The 14,386-nt window shown below is 47.6% G+C and carries 15 protein-coding genes; 12 read left to right on the top strand and 3 right to left on the bottom strand.

Going from position 1 to position 14,386, the window contains the following annotated elements; all coding sequences use genetic code 11:
• The first annotated feature begins 131 nt into the window (after positions 1–131).
• From D0C16_RS02980 to D0C16_RS02990, 3 genes are read left to right on the top strand one after another with little or no spacing between them, the layout of a single operon-like run.
• Positions 132–587 carry a GNAT family N-acetyltransferase gene (locus D0C16_RS02980; protein WP_151030943.1) on the top strand — a complete coding sequence of 152 codons (456 nt, stop codon included), beginning with the start codon at positions 132–134 and terminating at the stop codon, positions 585–587.
• Positions 588–624: 37 nt separating this feature from the next.
• On the top strand, positions 625–1,191 hold the full coding sequence (locus tag D0C16_RS02985; RefSeq protein ID WP_151030944.1) for a GNAT family N-acetyltransferase: 567 nt from the start codon (positions 625–627) through the stop codon (positions 1,189–1,191).
• A 32-nt stretch (positions 1,192–1,223) separates the two neighbouring features.
• Entirely contained in the window at positions 1,224–1,862 is a 639-nt protein-coding gene (locus D0C16_RS02990; RefSeq protein WP_151030945.1) for an FMN-binding negative transcriptional regulator, read from the top strand.
• A 27-nt stretch (positions 1,863–1,889) separates the two neighbouring features.
• Here the strand turns inward: D0C16_RS02990 and D0C16_RS02995 are convergent, their stop codons facing one another.
• Positions 1,890–2,897 carry a lipase family protein gene (locus tag D0C16_RS02995; protein ID WP_191968632.1) on the bottom strand — a complete coding sequence of 336 codons (1,008 nt, stop codon included), beginning with the start codon at positions 2,895–2,897 and terminating at the stop codon, positions 1,890–1,892.
• 147 nt (positions 2,898–3,044) lie between these two features.
• Here D0C16_RS02995 and D0C16_RS03000 point away from each other — a divergent pair, with 147 nt between their 5' ends.
• The 9 genes from D0C16_RS03000 to D0C16_RS03040 all read left to right on the top strand — a co-directional run bounded on the left by D0C16_RS03000 (position 3,045) and on the right by D0C16_RS03040 (position 10,891).
• Positions 3,045–3,470 (top strand): GFA family protein, encoded by a 426-nt coding sequence (locus tag D0C16_RS03000; protein ID WP_225319017.1) that lies wholly within the window; start codon positions 3,045–3,047, stop codon positions 3,468–3,470.
• Positions 3,471–3,526: 56 nt separating this feature from the next.
• Entirely contained in the window at positions 3,527–4,705 is a 1,179-nt protein-coding gene (locus D0C16_RS03005) for a MalY/PatB family protein (RefSeq protein ID WP_151030948.1), read from the top strand.
• Between the two features lie 148 nt (positions 4,706–4,853).
• Entirely contained in the window at positions 4,854–6,776 is a 1,923-nt protein-coding gene (locus D0C16_RS03010) for a methyl-accepting chemotaxis protein (RefSeq protein ID WP_151030949.1), read from the top strand.
• A gap of 115 nt (positions 6,777–6,891) precedes the next feature.
• Entirely contained in the window at positions 6,892–8,295 is a 1,404-nt protein-coding gene (gene rimO / locus D0C16_RS03015; protein WP_151030950.1) for a 30S ribosomal protein S12 methylthiotransferase RimO, read from the top strand.
• 92 nt (positions 8,296–8,387) lie between these two features.
• Positions 8,388–8,642 (top strand): GNAT family N-acetyltransferase, encoded by a 255-nt coding sequence (locus D0C16_RS03020; RefSeq protein WP_151030951.1) that lies wholly within the window; start codon positions 8,388–8,390, stop codon positions 8,640–8,642.
• A 76-nt stretch (positions 8,643–8,718) separates the two neighbouring features.
• Positions 8,719–9,198 carry a prepilin-type N-terminal cleavage/methylation domain-containing protein gene (locus tag D0C16_RS03025; RefSeq protein WP_151030952.1) on the top strand — a complete coding sequence of 160 codons (480 nt, stop codon included), beginning with the start codon at positions 8,719–8,721 and terminating at the stop codon, positions 9,196–9,198.
• 9 nt (positions 9,199–9,207) lie between these two features.
• A complete protein-coding gene (locus D0C16_RS03030; protein WP_225318886.1) occupies positions 9,208–9,552 on the top strand; it encodes a glutaredoxin family protein in 345 nt (114 codons plus the stop codon).
• Between the two features lie 60 nt (positions 9,553–9,612).
• Entirely contained in the window at positions 9,613–10,008 is a 396-nt protein-coding gene (locus D0C16_RS03035) for an OsmC family protein (protein ID WP_151030954.1), read from the top strand.
• Between the two features lie 28 nt (positions 10,009–10,036).
• On the top strand, positions 10,037–10,891 hold the full coding sequence (locus D0C16_RS03040) for a pirin family protein (RefSeq protein ID WP_151030955.1): 855 nt from the start codon (positions 10,037–10,039) through the stop codon (positions 10,889–10,891).
• Between the two features lie 50 nt (positions 10,892–10,941).
• Here D0C16_RS03040 and pgm read toward each other — a convergent pair whose 3' ends face one another.
• Both pgm and D0C16_RS03050 read right to left on the bottom strand, forming a co-directional pair.
• On the bottom strand, positions 10,942–12,582 hold the full coding sequence (gene pgm, locus D0C16_RS03045; protein ID WP_151030956.1) for a phosphoglucomutase (alpha-D-glucose-1,6-bisphosphate-dependent): 1,641 nt from the start codon (positions 12,580–12,582) through the stop codon (positions 10,942–10,944).
• 224 nt (positions 12,583–12,806) lie between these two features.
• A complete protein-coding gene (locus D0C16_RS03050) occupies positions 12,807–14,360 on the bottom strand; it encodes a LysM peptidoglycan-binding domain-containing protein (RefSeq protein WP_151030957.1) in 1,554 nt (517 codons plus the stop codon).
• Positions 14,361–14,386: the final 26 nt, after the last annotated feature.

Here is a 14,386-nt window from a genome sequence, read left to right on the forward strand (position 1 = left end):
ACCCCCGTTTTGGTCTATCATCACCGAGCCTGTTGGCTCGGCGATGATCCCCAATTGTCGTGTCATTCTTGGCAAGTCTTACAGCTGAGTTCATTCAGGTTAAATTACACCGACAAGGAGTTGCATTAAGCATGAATATTGTTATACGTGAGGCCGCGTTTAGTGATTTGCGGAATCTGGCAGAGTTGTTTGATCTCTACCGTCAATTCTATGAGCAAGAGCCGGATTATGAACTTGCCTTTCAGTTCCTTTCCAGTCGTTTTAAAAATAGTGAGTCGACCATTCTAATTGCAGAGAGTGATGATTTAGGATTGGTAGGGTTTTGCCAGCTATACCCAACCTTTTGCTCGGTCGAAGCCACACCCATTTACTCGTTATATGATTTGTTTGTGCTGCCTGATGCGAGAAAGCTTGGCGTAGGCCGCCAGTTGTTGCTGGCTGCCGAAGTTCGTGCGCTCGCCGATGGAAAAGCGCGCATGGACCTAACCACCGCCAAAACCAATTTACCCGCGCGGTCGCTGTATGAATCCCTGGGCTGGCAGCGCGATGAAGTTTTCTATGCATACAACAAACGCCCGAAGCATTAGTTTGCAGGAATAATAAAATTAACGTTCGAGGTAATTTGTGGAAATTCGCATAGCGCAAGAATCGGATCTGAAGTCATTTTTTCAGTATCTTGATGTTCATTTGCAGGATAACGGTGTAAATGAAAAACCTATATTCCAGCCTTTATCACGCGAAGAGTCCAAGGTTAGTGACGCGCTCAAAAATAAATTTTTAAGCGGCGTTAACAAAACCGTTTCTGAAGAAGGTTGGCGAATTTTAATGCTGGCATTGAGTGGGGAACAATTTCCGGGGCAAGACATTCCCGGGCAGAAAATTGTCGGGCATATCGATATTCGACCACACCCCAATAAATACGCTAGCCATCGCGCGCTTCTGGGAATGGGGGTTGATGTGCTGCATCGCCGAGCCGGTATCGGTGAGCGGTTGCTTAACTTCCTGCTCGATTGGATGCAAGCAAATACACAGTTCGAATATCTGGATTTGCAGGTTATGTCTGATAACCTTCCCGCGATTAGCCTTTATAGAAAACTGGGTTTTATTACCTATGGTCAGATTGGCGATATGTACCGGATCGATGGCAAATCTGTGTCTGAAACCTTGATGTCGCGTCGCGTAAAAAATTAGCAATTTTTTATTACAACAGGAATTGGATATTTATGTATACCCCAAAACTTCATGAGGAAAAACGCCTCGATGTATTACATCAGCTGATTAAGGATTATCCCTTGGGAACATTGGTGGTAATGGGGCAGGGCGAGTTGGTTGCGAATGCTATTCCGTTTTATCTGGATGCCGGTCGTGGGGAGTTCGGTACGTTGGTTGCGCATATTTCCCGCGCAAATCCATTGTGGGAGTTGCCCGAGAGCGATATTTCCGCATTGGTTATTTTTCAGGGGCCACAGGCCTATATTTCTCCGGCTTGGTATCCTAGTAAAGCTGAGCACGGTAAAGCGGTACCAACCTGGAATTATGTAATGGTGCAAGCGAGTGGCAAGCCGCGTTTTATTCAGGATCGCGCGTGGCTATTGGCACATGTGGAGGAATTAACTAGCACTCATGAGCAGGGTCGAGCGCAGCCATGGTTGGTGACTGATGCCCCGGAGGACTTTATCGAGCGCTTGTTAAAAGGAATTGTCGGGATAGAAATTCCATTGAAAAAAATTGTGGGTAAATGGAAGGTCAGCAAAGATCGACCAGAAGTAGACAAGGTTGGAATAATCGATGGTTTAAAGGAGTCCGGAAAACGGGAAGTTGCAACTATGGTCGATTTGGTCGCCGCTCATACAGATGCTTGAGCATTCGCTCAAGCATCTCGGATTGCATTAAGCGGAAGCTGCTTTGTCATTTTTGTTTCTGGGGAAAAAGTGCGCTAATTCTTGATCAATATCCAATTCGTTATGGGTGTCGGGGTTGACGCTAACCATATCCCAGGAAAGTTTTTCTTGATCCACAAATGTGCCAGTCCAAACTTGCGGCGTTGCGTTTACGGCACGACTGATCACCCAGGTGTAGTTAGTCAACGCATGCCGTGCGAGCACTACATCCTGAACTTCAAAATGCGGTTTTGCCACCGTAAAGCTTGCCGTGAACTCTTGTCCGATCGCGTAAAAATCAATCGGCGGGAGACGCGGAACCCAGTCATAGCTATTACATACGCGAATTGTTTTTGTCAGGAGCTTGTAGGCCTGATTGTAAGTGCTTTGCCAAACATGCGCGCCAACTTTTGGGCTGGCAAAGGTGATGCTGGTAATGCCTATGTCGGGATAACTGACGGCTAAATCCAACGTAAATAAGCTGGCCAATGCGCCGCCCAGGCTGTGACCCGTAATAAATATTTCAGTTGGGGTATCGGGCAAATCTTGCAATGCGGTAAATATTTGCGTTTGCAATGATGCATTCATTTGATTGCTTTTGGTGGCGTAGACATCATTAAAACCTTCGCCTACATGAACGTTGCCAGGGAAAGTGGCTGAATTCTTATAAGGTTTGAATGGGGTGGTGGTCGCTGATTCGAGATCAATGATGGCATCCCACACTGATGAAGTTCCACGAAATGCCACGATATACGTGTTAGCTTGGTTGGCTGCTTGATACAGCAGTGCATAGCGTTCTTCCTTTCCGCTGCCCCAGGCTACATCATCAAAACCGGTAAATCGTTGTACAAATTTAAAAGTTATGTTGTCAACCGTTAGGTCTGGCACTTGATAAGTCGGGTTGTTGGTATTGGCGAAGTCGGTATAGGCTTCCGCAGAGGCTGCCATTAACAAGTTGGCAAAGGTGGTATCCAGATGCGGGCTGGAATTGTTTGCGCTGTTGTTATCGCTGCTCATTGTTTTCTCCTTAACACAGGTTGTTTGCGGTGAAATTTCCTGCTTAGTATAGGGGATATTTCCCATGCAACTATTACGTGCTATAACAAGGTTTCGTTTTAAATTGCATTTTTGCAGCAATCAAATAGGGTAGGGGCTGTGGGTGTGATGATTGGAAAATGTTTGTGTGAAGCGGTTGAGTACACGATCGATGGTGCCTTAGGGCCGGTTTACAACTGCCATTGTTCAAAGTGTCGCCGTTGGCATGGGGCTGCATTTAGAACGCGTGCTTCAATTAATAAAAATCAATTCACTTGGATTAAAGGTGAGGCGAATTTATCCAGCTATAAATCGTCTGATTATGTCACTAAATTTTTTTGTAAAACCTGTGGTTCTCCCCTTATCAGTACTTATGACAATAAGCCCGATATTCTAGGTGTTCCACTCGGTGGTATTGAGGGGATTGAGCACGTGGAAGTGCAAGCACATATTTTTGTGGGTTCAAAAGCGAGTTGGTATGAGATTGCTGATTTAGCGCCTCAGTACGACGCCTGGCCAGGGAGTGAAGAGGCTGTCCGTGAAACTAATCAATAGTGTTTAGTTAGGTAATTACCTTTTCGTTTTTCGATTATTTTTCAGTAGATGTAACTATGACTTTTAATTTTGATACGACCATTCGGCGGGAACAAACCAACTCTGTAAAGTTTGACGGTCGCCAGCAGTATTTTGGTACCACAGATGTGGCGCCGCTGTGGGTGGCGGATATGGATTTCGCCGTGCCCGAATGCATTACCCAGACATTGCAGGAGCGATTGAATCACCCGGTGTTCGGTTATTCGCTTTATCCGGAAAGCCTGTATCAAGCTACCATTGATTGGTTTGCGCGTCGGCATCAATGGCATATTGAGCAGGAATGGATTTTGATGGCACCCGGTGTGGTTCCCTCGCTGTTTGCAGCGGTGCAGGCATTCGCGCACGAAGGCGAAGGGGTAATTGTGCAATCACCGGTGTATTTTCCATTCTTCTCGGCAGTAACCACTAATCGCCGTAAATTATTGAATAACGCCTTGCGTGAGTCGAATGGGCGCTATGAAATAGATTTTGAGCATTTGGAACATTGCGCGCAGCAAGGCGCACGTTTGTTAATGTTATGTACTCCACACAATCCGGTAGGGCGAGTTTGGTCTGTTGCCGAATTGAATCGGGTGTTGGAAATTGCACGGCGTTATGATTTAACAATTCTTTCTGACGATATTCATTGCGATTTAATTTACCCCGGCAACACGCACACTATGCTTGGGCGTTTGGCGCAGCCGGGCGATAAAATTGTGACCACCATTGCACCCAATAAGACTTTTAACATTCCCGGTTTGGGTTTGTCTGCATTGGTGATTCCCGATAAGACTCAACGTGAGGCAATGAAGCGGGAATTTGAAAAACTGCATGTTGGCAATAGTAACCCCTTTAGTATTGCGGCTTATGAAGCGGCCTATCGCGGTGGTGATGAGTGGTTGGATGCGCTTATGGGTTATTTGCAAAGTTCGCGCGATTTTGCTGCTGATTTTATCGCGCAGCATATTCCACAGATTCGTATGGTGAAGCCTGAGGCTACCTATCTATTATGGTTGGATTGCCGGCAACTGGGGTTGAGTGATTCAGCCTTGCGCGATTTTTTTATTCAGGAATGCAAGTTGGGTTTAAGTCCGGGCGCTGTATTTGGCGAAGGTGGTAGTGGTTTTATGCGGATGAATATCGGCACCCCACGAGCGAATATTCATGCGGCGCTGACGCAGTTAAGGCAAGGTCTCCACAGAATAGGTTATGAATAACTCAGCTGATATATCTTCATATATAGCGTAATACTACTCAGGGGTTGGCGCTCGTAAATCTCGCATCTCCCGTTATATTTATTTGGGTAGTTGTTAATCATCATCATAGAGTTATACCTGAACCGCCAAGGTTTGCGGAGCCTCCTTCATGTCCATTTCTAAAAAGTTCACCGTTGCTCTTGTGGCAATTCTGGTGTCTGGAATTTTTGTCTCGGCGCTGAGTATTTATTTTATCGAGCGTGACCATATTGCATCGCGTGCCATCGGAGAAAGCGAACGTATTAGTCGTGACTCGTTACGTTTGCTAGGCGTTATTGATTCGATAATGGCCGAGCGCGTGAAAAGTAGCATGGCTGCGCTGCGGCAACTTGGCGGTAATATAGGTCAGCCTCGCCAAGGCGAGCGGGTAAGGGTGAATAATCGCGAGGTGCCTAATTTATATTTAGGTGACTCGCCTATCGCCAATGATGTCGTATTGGTGGATAAGTTGACCTCGATGATGGGTGGTACAGCAACCATCTTTTCAAAAGACGGTGAGGATTTCGTTCGCATAGCAACAAACGTGATGACACCTACCGGAAGGGCAACAGGTACGGTGCTTGCTCCTCAAGGGGCAGCTATCAAGCAAATCCAACAAGACAGGCCGTTTTACGGATTGGTGGATATTCTGGGTAATCCCTATTTAACGGGTTATGAGCCAATTCAAGATGCGAGTGGCAATACTATTGGCGTGTGGTATGTCGGTTACAAAGCGGATTTGCAAGAGTTATTCACAGCAATACAAGAGAGCCGTGTCTTGGCGCAAGGTTTCGTCGCGATTCGCGATAATCTGGGTGTAACCCGCGTTCACTCAAATAATATTGATTCTGCCGAAGTTGATCGAATTATAAATTCGGAGGACCCTGCGTGGCATTTGACGCGCGACCGTTTTGATCCTTGGGGGTACGAAATCGTTACGGCTTACTCGAATGCAGAAATAGGCGCGCTGGTTAATCAAGCCTTGTTATTCACGTCAGTTATGCTCGCAATCGCGAGCTTGGTAATACTGGCTATTGTGTATGGTTTGCTGCAATGGGTGATCGTTAAACCTTTGTATCAAACAATCAATCGCGTGCGGAATATTGTCAGCGGGGAAGGTGATTTGACCTTGCGCTTCAACTCTACCGGGGAGGACGAGTTAGCCGAACTCTCCAACGGATTCGATGGTTTGTTGGACAAGCTCCAAAACACAATCAATTCTGTCGCGAAATCTACAGAGCAACTCTTTGGTGCAGCGTCTGAGTTGAAAGATATTGCCAGCGAATCGTCGAGAGCGGCCACCAACCAAAGTCACGATATCAGCAGTATTGCCAGCGCAATTTATGAAATGAGTACCACCGCCCAGCAGGTTGCGGTGCACGCGCATAATGTCGCCCAAGCAGCGACAAGCGCTAAAAAAGATGCTGAAACAGGCTATCGGAATTTGCGCCAAACTATCGACTCCACGCAATTGCTTGCAGGCAATATTGAACAAGCTGCACAAGGTATTGATGCGTTGGCAGGTGCGAGTAATGAGATTGGCGCTGTATTGGGCGTGATTCGTTCGATTGCCGAGCAAACTAATTTGTTGGCTCTTAATGCGGCGATTGAGGCTGCTCGTGCGGGAGAGCAGGGCAGAGGTTTTGCCGTGGTGGCCGATGAAGTCCGTTCACTCGCGAGCCGCACTCAAGCGTCCACCGAGGAAGTGGACAAAATGGTTAAACGCTTTAGAGAGAATTCAGTAATTGCCTTCGACAAAATGCGAATGGCGGAAGATCAGGTTCATGCAAATGTTAACGGAGCAGATGAATCCGGTCGATCTATTCAGCAAGTCTTGTCAGCAGTGTCGGACTTAAGTGGGTTAAACGAAGAAATCTCAACCTCGGTCAACGAGCAAAGCAAGGTCGCCGAGGACATCAATGCAAATATTACGCGTATCAATAGCAATAGCGACCAAAGTCATCGAAGGGTTCAGGAAACGCTACGAGCGTCGGAGCGACTAAGCCAAATTACGGGCGAAATACAACGTCAATTGGCAACGTATAAAACCTAAGTGACCGCAAAAAAAGGGGAGGTGCACGGATTAATCCATCTTGTGCATGCAAATCTGTACCTAAACGCCTACAATAGCGGCCTTTTTTCAGTACCTCCCCATTTCGCGAGACACTATGAGCGTAAATACCTTTGATCCAACCCAAACCACAACCCTGGATACCCCGGCCAAAACCCTGGCCAGTCAGGTCCAAGCAGGCGGCAACAAAGGGAATACCATAGGTTTTGTATCGTTGGGTTGCCCCAAGAATCTGGTGGATTCCGAGCGCATCCTCACCCAGCTACGGATGGAAGGCTACAACATTGTGCCTACTTATAATGATGCCGATATGGTGATTGTTAACACCTGTGGCTTTATCGATAGCGCTGTACAAGAATCCTTGGGTGCGATTGGCGAGGCTCTGTCCGAAAACGGCAAAGTACTGGTGACGGGTTGTTTGGGTGCCAAGAAGGATGAAATCATTCAGGTACACCCAAATGTGTTGGGAATAACCGGAGCCCACGCTTACGAAGAGGTTCTATCGCAGGTGCATGAGCACTTGCCGCCCAAGCCACAACACAATCCCTTTACCGATTTGGTTCCGCCTCAGGGTATCAAGCTGACGCCACGTCATTACGCCTACTTGAAAATCTCTGAAGGCTGCAATCACTCCTGCAGTTTTTGCATCATCCCCGATATGCGCGGCAAGCTGGTAAGCCGGCCGATCGGCCAGGTAATGGGTGAAGCCGAGCGGCTGGTTAAGGCTGGTGTAAAAGAATTGCTCGTGATTTCGCAAGACACTTCAGCCTACGGTGTAGATATTAAACACCGCACCGATTTCTGGGATGGTCGCCCGATGAAGACCGATATGTACCAACTCGCAGCGGCGCTGGGTGAGTTGGGCGTATGGGTTCGCCTGCATTACGTATACCCCTATCCGCACGTAGATAACATTATTCCGCTGATGGCGCAGGGCAAGGTGCTGCCATACCTGGATATTCCGTTCCAGCATGCCAGCCCAACCATACTGCGCAAAATGCGTCGCCCTGGGCAGGTGGAGAAAACTCTGGAGCGGATTAAGAGCTGGCGCGAGCAAGTACCCAGCCTGACGATTCGCTCGACTTTTATTGTTGGTTTCCCTGGGGAAACTGAAGAGGATTTTCAGGAGTTGCTGAACTTCCTTGAAGAAGCGCAATTGGACCGCGTGGGTTGCTTCCAGTACTCACCGGTAGATGGTGCAAAAGCCAACGATCTGCCTGACCCGGTGCCGGATGATATCAAGCAAGAACGCTATGATCGTTTTATGCAATTGCAACAACGAATTTCTACGGAACGGCTGAAGTTAAAAGTAGGTCAGACATTGCAAGTGCTGATCGATGAAGTGGATGAAGAAGGTGCAATTGGGCGCTGTTTTGCTGATGCGCCAGAGATTGATGGTTGTGTATATCTTAATGGAGAAGAAAATGTACAGCCGGGCGATTTGGTGAATGTATTAATTGAGCATTCAGATGAATACGACCTATGGGGAACCAAGGTTTAATATTCACCCGGATCGAAAAATCCCCTGTACACGCAAGTGACAGGGGATTTTTTTATGGGCTATAGTTCGCCTATCAATTTTTGGAGCTGGTTATGGTTGACGTTCAACATCGAGAAAACGACCAAAAATTTGTAATCCGCCATGGGGGTAATGAAGCGGTATTGGCCTATCGCCTGCATTCAGTGGGTGATGCACGAGAAATAGATTTCTATAGTACCTACGTACCACCGGAATTTCGCGGCCAGGGGCTTGCAGAAAAATTAGTGCGTACAGGGCTAACCTGGGCGCGCGAACAGGGCTTTCAGGTTCATGCCAGCTGCTGGTATGTAGCAAAATTTTTGCGCTAAAAGGAATGCACGGAAGCCTGAAGTTCCGTTCGTAATTAAATGTTGCTTCGTTGAATGTATTGAAGGATTTACGTGTATGTTACTCAAGCGTGGGTTTACCCTGATTGAAATGCTGGTCGTTGTCGCGATTATTGCAATATTGGCGTTGATGGCACTTCCATCTCCCGATCCGGCCATTGCAAGAAAACAAGTGACCGAATCAATGGCGTTGATTGATGATTACCAAAAGTTGGTAGTTTTTTATCACCAGAGTGCCCAGGCCTTTTTGAAAGATAATCAGGAGGCAGGCATTCCACCCGCCGATAAATTACTGGGGAATTATGTCGATCGAATTGATTTAATCAACGGTGCATTTCACATTCATTTTGGCAATAAGGCGCATCCGGAAATTAAGAATAAAACCCTCAGTGTTCGACCGATCGTTGTAATAGGATCGCCGCAAAGCCCAATTTCCTGGATTTGTGGTAAGGCCGCTGCACCGGCAGGAATGGAAGCTGTCGGTGAAAACCGAACCGATATTGAAGTTAAAAGTTTACCGTTGAATTGCCGAATTTAAGGTGTTGTGTTGATTAGCTTTGGAAAAATAGTTGTAATTCTGCTGGCAGCCTTGGTTATTTTCAAATGGAATGTGATTCGCGACGAGCTAAGTCCGCCGCCGGATTTTTCCGCGCAGCATCCCGAAGGTGTCGTGCTTTATGCCACCGACTGGTGTGGTTACTGTAAAAAAACGCGCGAGTTTTTCAAACAAAACAACATCGCCTATGTTGAGTACGATATTGAAAAGTCAGCCGAAGGGCGCGCGCAATATGACCAGTTACATGGCAGCGGTATTCCATTGGTGATGATCCACGGCCAGGTGTTACGCGGGTATGACCCCGAAGCTCTGAAAGCGGCATTGCGCATTCAATAAATTAACTGCAGCCAATTTATTGGTATAAGTTTACAGCAACAAACTAACGGGGATGATGTAATGATTCAGCTGCAAAAAAATGATACCGGAATCTATCGCCAGCGTATTCGTATAGATGGTCATGAAATTCTGGCGGATGTTAAAGCTGATGTGGGCGGTGAAGATTCCGCTCCTGACCCGCACGGGTTGCTGGATTCCTCTCTCGCTGCATGCACGGCAATTACACTCACAATGTTTGCCAAGCGTAGAGGTATGCCGCTTGACTCCATTAATATTGATATAGAGCGCGACGATTCAAAAGAAAAGGCTGGTGAATATAATCTGGCGATGAAAATAGAATTTGTTGGTTCCTTAAGTGAAGAGCAGAAACAACAGCTTGCTGGTATTGTGGAGAAGTGTCCGATTCATAAACTCCTGTCTCATGGTAGTTTTAATATCACAACAACTACCGTCTGATTGAATCCTCATTAAAAGGGAGAGCTCCGTGAGTGTTTTAATTCCGCCGCGAACGCAGGATATTGGCTTTACTGTAAAGCGTTTATTGCCTTCACGTTTACAACAACGGGTAGGTCCGTTTATTTTTGTTGATCATATGGGGCCCGCCCACTTTGCTGCAGGAACTGCAGAAGGCGATGTTCGCCAGCATCCGCATATTGGTTTGGCTACGGTGACCTATTTATTTTCAGGTGCTATGTTGCATCGCGACAGTTTAGGCGTAGTACAGCGCATCGAGCCGGGCGCTATTAATTTAATGACGGCTGGGAATGGCATTGTCCACTCAGAGCGTTTGCCAAGCGATATTCGCGCGAATAATACGCCAGTAGAAGGCATACAAACCTGGCTGGCATTACCCACAGAAATTGAAGACTGTGATCCATCTTTTGTACATTACGGTGCTGAAAACATTCCTTCGGTTAATTTGCCTGATATGAGTGTACAGGTACTTATCGGTAAGGCTTTCGGGGTTGCGTCGCCGGTAAAAACGGCGAGCGTCACAACTTATTTGGATATTTCCCTCGCTGCTGGCGCTGTGTACTCACCCGATTTTCCGCAACAGGAACTTGCTATTTATGTTGTATGGGGCAATGTGAGTGTAAATGGTGACGCAGTGCCGGAATATCACCTTGCTGTACTTGACGAAAACTCCAGTGTCACAACCGATTCAGGTGCGCAGATAATGCTGCTGGGTGGGGAACCCTTGGCCGGTGAGCGATTTATTTTATGGAATTTTGTTGCGTCATCTCGCGAAAAAGTTCGCGCTGCCGGGGAGCGTTGGACTAATGGTGGATTTACCATGGTGCCAGGTGAGACTGATTGGATTCCATTGCCAAAAGCGTAAAAAAGCCGCTAATCAGCGGCTTTTTTGTCGATGGAAAAAGGACGTTGTCACTAAGAAATCGCTTTATCAACAATGGCCTGAGCTTCTGCAATCAGTTCTTGCAAATGCTCTTTGCCTTTAAAACTTTCCGCATAAATTTTATAAATTTCTTCTGTACCTGAAGGGCGTGCTGCGAACCAGCCGCTTTGGCTGATCACTTTAATTCCACCGATGGCAGCGTTGTTGCCTGGCGCATGAGTGAGGATGGTTTCAATTTTATCGCCCGCCAATTGAGTTGAAGTAATTTGTTCGGGGGATAATTTTGAAAGTGCTTTTTTCTGTGAGGTATTCGCTGGGGCTTCCACTCGCGCTTCAGCGGCATGGCCGAATTCGTCTGCTAATAATTGGTAGCATTCGCCAGGATCGCGACCGGTTTTGGCTTTAATTTCAGCAGAAAGAAGCGAAGGAATGATACCGTCTTTATCAGTGGCCCAAACACTGCCATCAATGCGCAGGAAAGAAGCGCCGGCGCTTTCTTCGCCGCCGAAGCCAAGGGAGCCATCGAACAATCCCGGTGCAAACCATTTAAAACCAACGGGCACTTCATGCAGCCGGCGGCCTAATTTTTTTGCAACCTTGTCGATCATTGCGCTGCTAACTACGGTTTTTCCAATCGCCGTTTCGGCCTTCCATTGAGGACGATTTTGAAACAAATAGTCGATTGCGACCGCGAGATAGTGGTTCGGTGGCAGCAATCCACAGCTAGGGGCAACTATGCCGTGACGGTCGTGGTCGGCATCACAGGCGAAAGCAACATCAAATAGATTGCGGCGCTCTACCATCCCTTGCATGGTGTAGGCAGAAGATGGGTCCATGCGAATTTTTCCATCCCAATCGGCCGTCATGAAAGAAAAGGTTTTATCAACGGCGGTGTTCAACACTTTCAAATTTAATTGGTAGCGATCTGCAATCGCGGCCCAGTAATTAATACCGGCACCGCCGAGGGGGTCGGCACCCATTCGGACATTCGCTCCGCGAATGGCATCCATGTCAATTACGTTGATTAAATCACTCACGTAATGATTGATGTAATCGATGTAGTGAGTCGTCGCACTTTTAATGGCTTGCTGATAATTCATCCGCTTAACATCGCGCAGATTATTTTCCAGCAGTTCGTTTGCACGTGCCTGCATCCAATTGGTGATGTCGCTATCGGCGGGCCCACCGTTAGGCGGATTATATTTAAAGCCCCCATTGTCGGGTGGGTTGTGCGATGGAGTAATGACTATGCCATCCGCAAGGCCTGAAGTGCGGCCGCGGTTGTAAGTTAGGATGGCGTGGGAAATGGCTGGAGTAGGGGTGTACTCGCCGCCCTTAGCTAGCATGATTTCAACCCCGTTGGCAGCCAGCACCTCTACAGCACTGATCTGCGCAGGTTCGGAAAGCGCGTGGGTATCAATCCCCAGATACAGGGGGCCGTTAATACCGGCCTTGACTCGATAGTCGCAAATAGCCTGGCTGATAGCCAACACATGGTTCTCATTAAAACTGGTATTAAACGAGGAGCCGCGGTGGCCAGAGGTACCAAAGGTGACGCGCTGTTCCGGAATGCTGGCATCTGGTTTGTTGGCGTAGTAGGCATCGATCAATTTAGGTAGATCGACCAACATCTCCAGCGGTAAAAGTTGACCAGCCAGTGGGCTCGTAGGCATAGAAACTCCTTGGTTGTCTTGTGTCAGGCAAAAGTTGATTATGGTTTGTTCGTATTGACGCGGGTATGACGCTGATCAAGCCGCTGTTATTCAGTTACTGGAGCGAATTTTAGACTTATAACGCGCGTCTGTTAATCGCTTTGTCAGAAGCTGCGAAAATAAAAAGGCCAGCGAGTTGCTGGCCTTTTTCATTAATTACCTGTTTTGCTTTACGTCAATCAGACTTAATTTTTTGCGCTCAAATAGATCGTTAATTCCTGCCCGGGATGAATGTAGCTTTCATCTTTCACTTTGTTCCATGTCAGGATGTCTTTTTTGGATACATCGAATTTATCGGCAATTTTGTGCAGGGTATCGCCGGATTTGATTTGATAGGTGATCTTGTTGTCTTGCGGCTGGGATGAGGACTTATTGACTACCAACAGTTTTTGACCGGGCTTCAGTTTGGCGTTGCTGGCCAGCTCATTCCACTTCAGTAGGTTGTTTACGCTAGTGCCGTGCTTCTTAGCGATGGTCCAGAAACTGTCACCTGATTGTATGGTGTAGTAGGTACCGGTGTTTTTTTGGTTGCGCTGGGCTATCTCCTGCTCAGCTTGAATGGCGTAGGGCGAATTCAAGGGGGACTGACCGGGAATGCTCAAACTCTGGCCAACGCGCAACTGCGCGGTTTTTAAATTGTTAGCGGATTGAATTGCCGCAACGCTCGTGCCGAAACGTTTGGCGATGACACCGAGCGTATCGCCAGATTTTACTTTGTAATCACCTGCGACTTGAACCGGGGCAACTTTCGGCAGCTTGTCCAGCGTGAGGGTAAATTCAGCCGCATCGGCGATGGGGATAAGCAACTGGTGTGGGCCGGTTGGATCGGTAATCCATTTGCTGTAACCCGCATTCAGGTTGCGCAGCTCTTTGGGGTCAATGTCAGCCATGCGTGCCGCTTGAGCCAAATCAATGGGAGAACTGACGTTGACAGTAGTGAAATAGGGGTTGTTAGGAATTTCGTTAAGTTCGAGATCGTATTTGTCGGGATTGGCAACTACTTTAGACAATGCCAGCAATTGCGGTACGTAAGATTGTGTTTGCTGGGATAAAGGTAGGGACCAGAAATCGGTACCCTTACCTTGCTTGCGATTGCGCTCAATTGCGCGGCGCACTGTGCCTTCACCAGCATTGTAGGCGGCAATGGTTAGCAACCAATCGCCATTAAACATCGTATTCAAACGTTTTAAGTACCTAACTGCAGCGTCGGTAGAAGCGACCAGGTCACGGCGTCCGTCATACCATTGGTTTTGTTTCAAGCCGAAGTTACGGCCAGTTTGGGGGACAAACTGCCAAATACCGAGTGCTTTACTGGGGGAGGTCGCGAAAGGGTCATACGCACTTTCTACGATGGGCAAGAGTGCAAGTTCAAGTGGGAGGCCGTTTTCTCGCAGCTCGTTAGCAACATAATGTAAATAAGGTTTACTTTGCTCGGTAACGCGGTCCAGATATTTCTGATTATTGGAGTACCAGCGCAGGTGTTTCGCAACTTTTTCATCACCGACTTTTGGTAACCCGTAACCGTCGATAATATCACTCCAAAGGTTGCCGTAATCGCCAGTGTGCTCACGTAGCTTGGCGCCTAGCTGGGATTCATCGGACGGCGCTGCAGGTACAACCTGCGGGAGTTCAGCGGCAGTGTCAGCTGGTTTTTTGAGCGTGCTGCAACCAGCCAGAGAAAGAATGCACAACGAGCTGAGGCCCAAGGCCAGCAGATGAGAACGATTTTTAGTGTTCATAGGGTCACTTCATCAGTGTACTTTTT

It is taken from the genome of Cellvibrio sp. KY-GH-1 (genome assembly GCF_008806975.1).
Lineage (GTDB): Bacteria > Pseudomonadota > Gammaproteobacteria > Pseudomonadales > Cellvibrionaceae > Cellvibrio.

Excerpts from the sequence above, each read along its gene's own strand:
- D0C16_RS03000 (WP_225319017.1), top strand. The coding sequence starts at position 3,045 with ATGATTGGAAAATGTTTGTGTGAAGCGGTTGAGTACACGATCGATGGT.
- D0C16_RS02990 (WP_151030945.1), top strand. The coding sequence starts at position 1,224 with ATGTATACCCCAAAACTTCATGAGGAAAAACGCCTCGATGTATTACAT.
- D0C16_RS03025 (WP_151030952.1), top strand. The coding sequence starts at position 8,719 with ATGTTACTCAAGCGTGGGTTTACCCTGATTGAAATGCTGGTCGTTGTC.
- rimO (WP_151030950.1), top strand. The coding sequence starts at position 6,892 with ATGAGCGTAAATACCTTTGATCCAACCCAAACCACAACCCTGGATACC.
- D0C16_RS03005 (WP_151030948.1), top strand. The coding sequence starts at position 3,527 with ATGACTTTTAATTTTGATACGACCATTCGGCGGGAACAAACCAACTCT.
- D0C16_RS03035 (WP_151030954.1), top strand. The coding sequence starts at position 9,613 with ATGATTCAGCTGCAAAAAAATGATACCGGAATCTATCGCCAGCGTATT.
- D0C16_RS02980 (WP_151030943.1), top strand. The coding sequence starts at position 132 with ATGAATATTGTTATACGTGAGGCCGCGTTTAGTGATTTGCGGAATCTG.
- D0C16_RS03010 (WP_151030949.1), top strand. The coding sequence starts at position 4,854 with ATGTCCATTTCTAAAAAGTTCACCGTTGCTCTTGTGGCAATTCTGGTG.
- D0C16_RS02995 (WP_191968632.1), bottom strand. The coding sequence starts at position 2,897 with ATGAGCAGCGATAACAACAGCGCAAACAATTCCAGCCCGCATCTGGAT.
- pgm (WP_151030956.1), bottom strand. The coding sequence starts at position 12,582 with ATGCCTACGAGCCCACTGGCTGGTCAACTTTTACCGCTGGAGATGTTG.
- D0C16_RS03020 (WP_151030951.1), top strand. The coding sequence starts at position 8,388 with ATGGTTGACGTTCAACATCGAGAAAACGACCAAAAATTTGTAATCCGC.
- D0C16_RS03050 (WP_151030957.1), bottom strand. The coding sequence starts at position 14,360 with ATGAACACTAAAAATCGTTCTCATCTGCTGGCCTTGGGCCTCAGCTCG.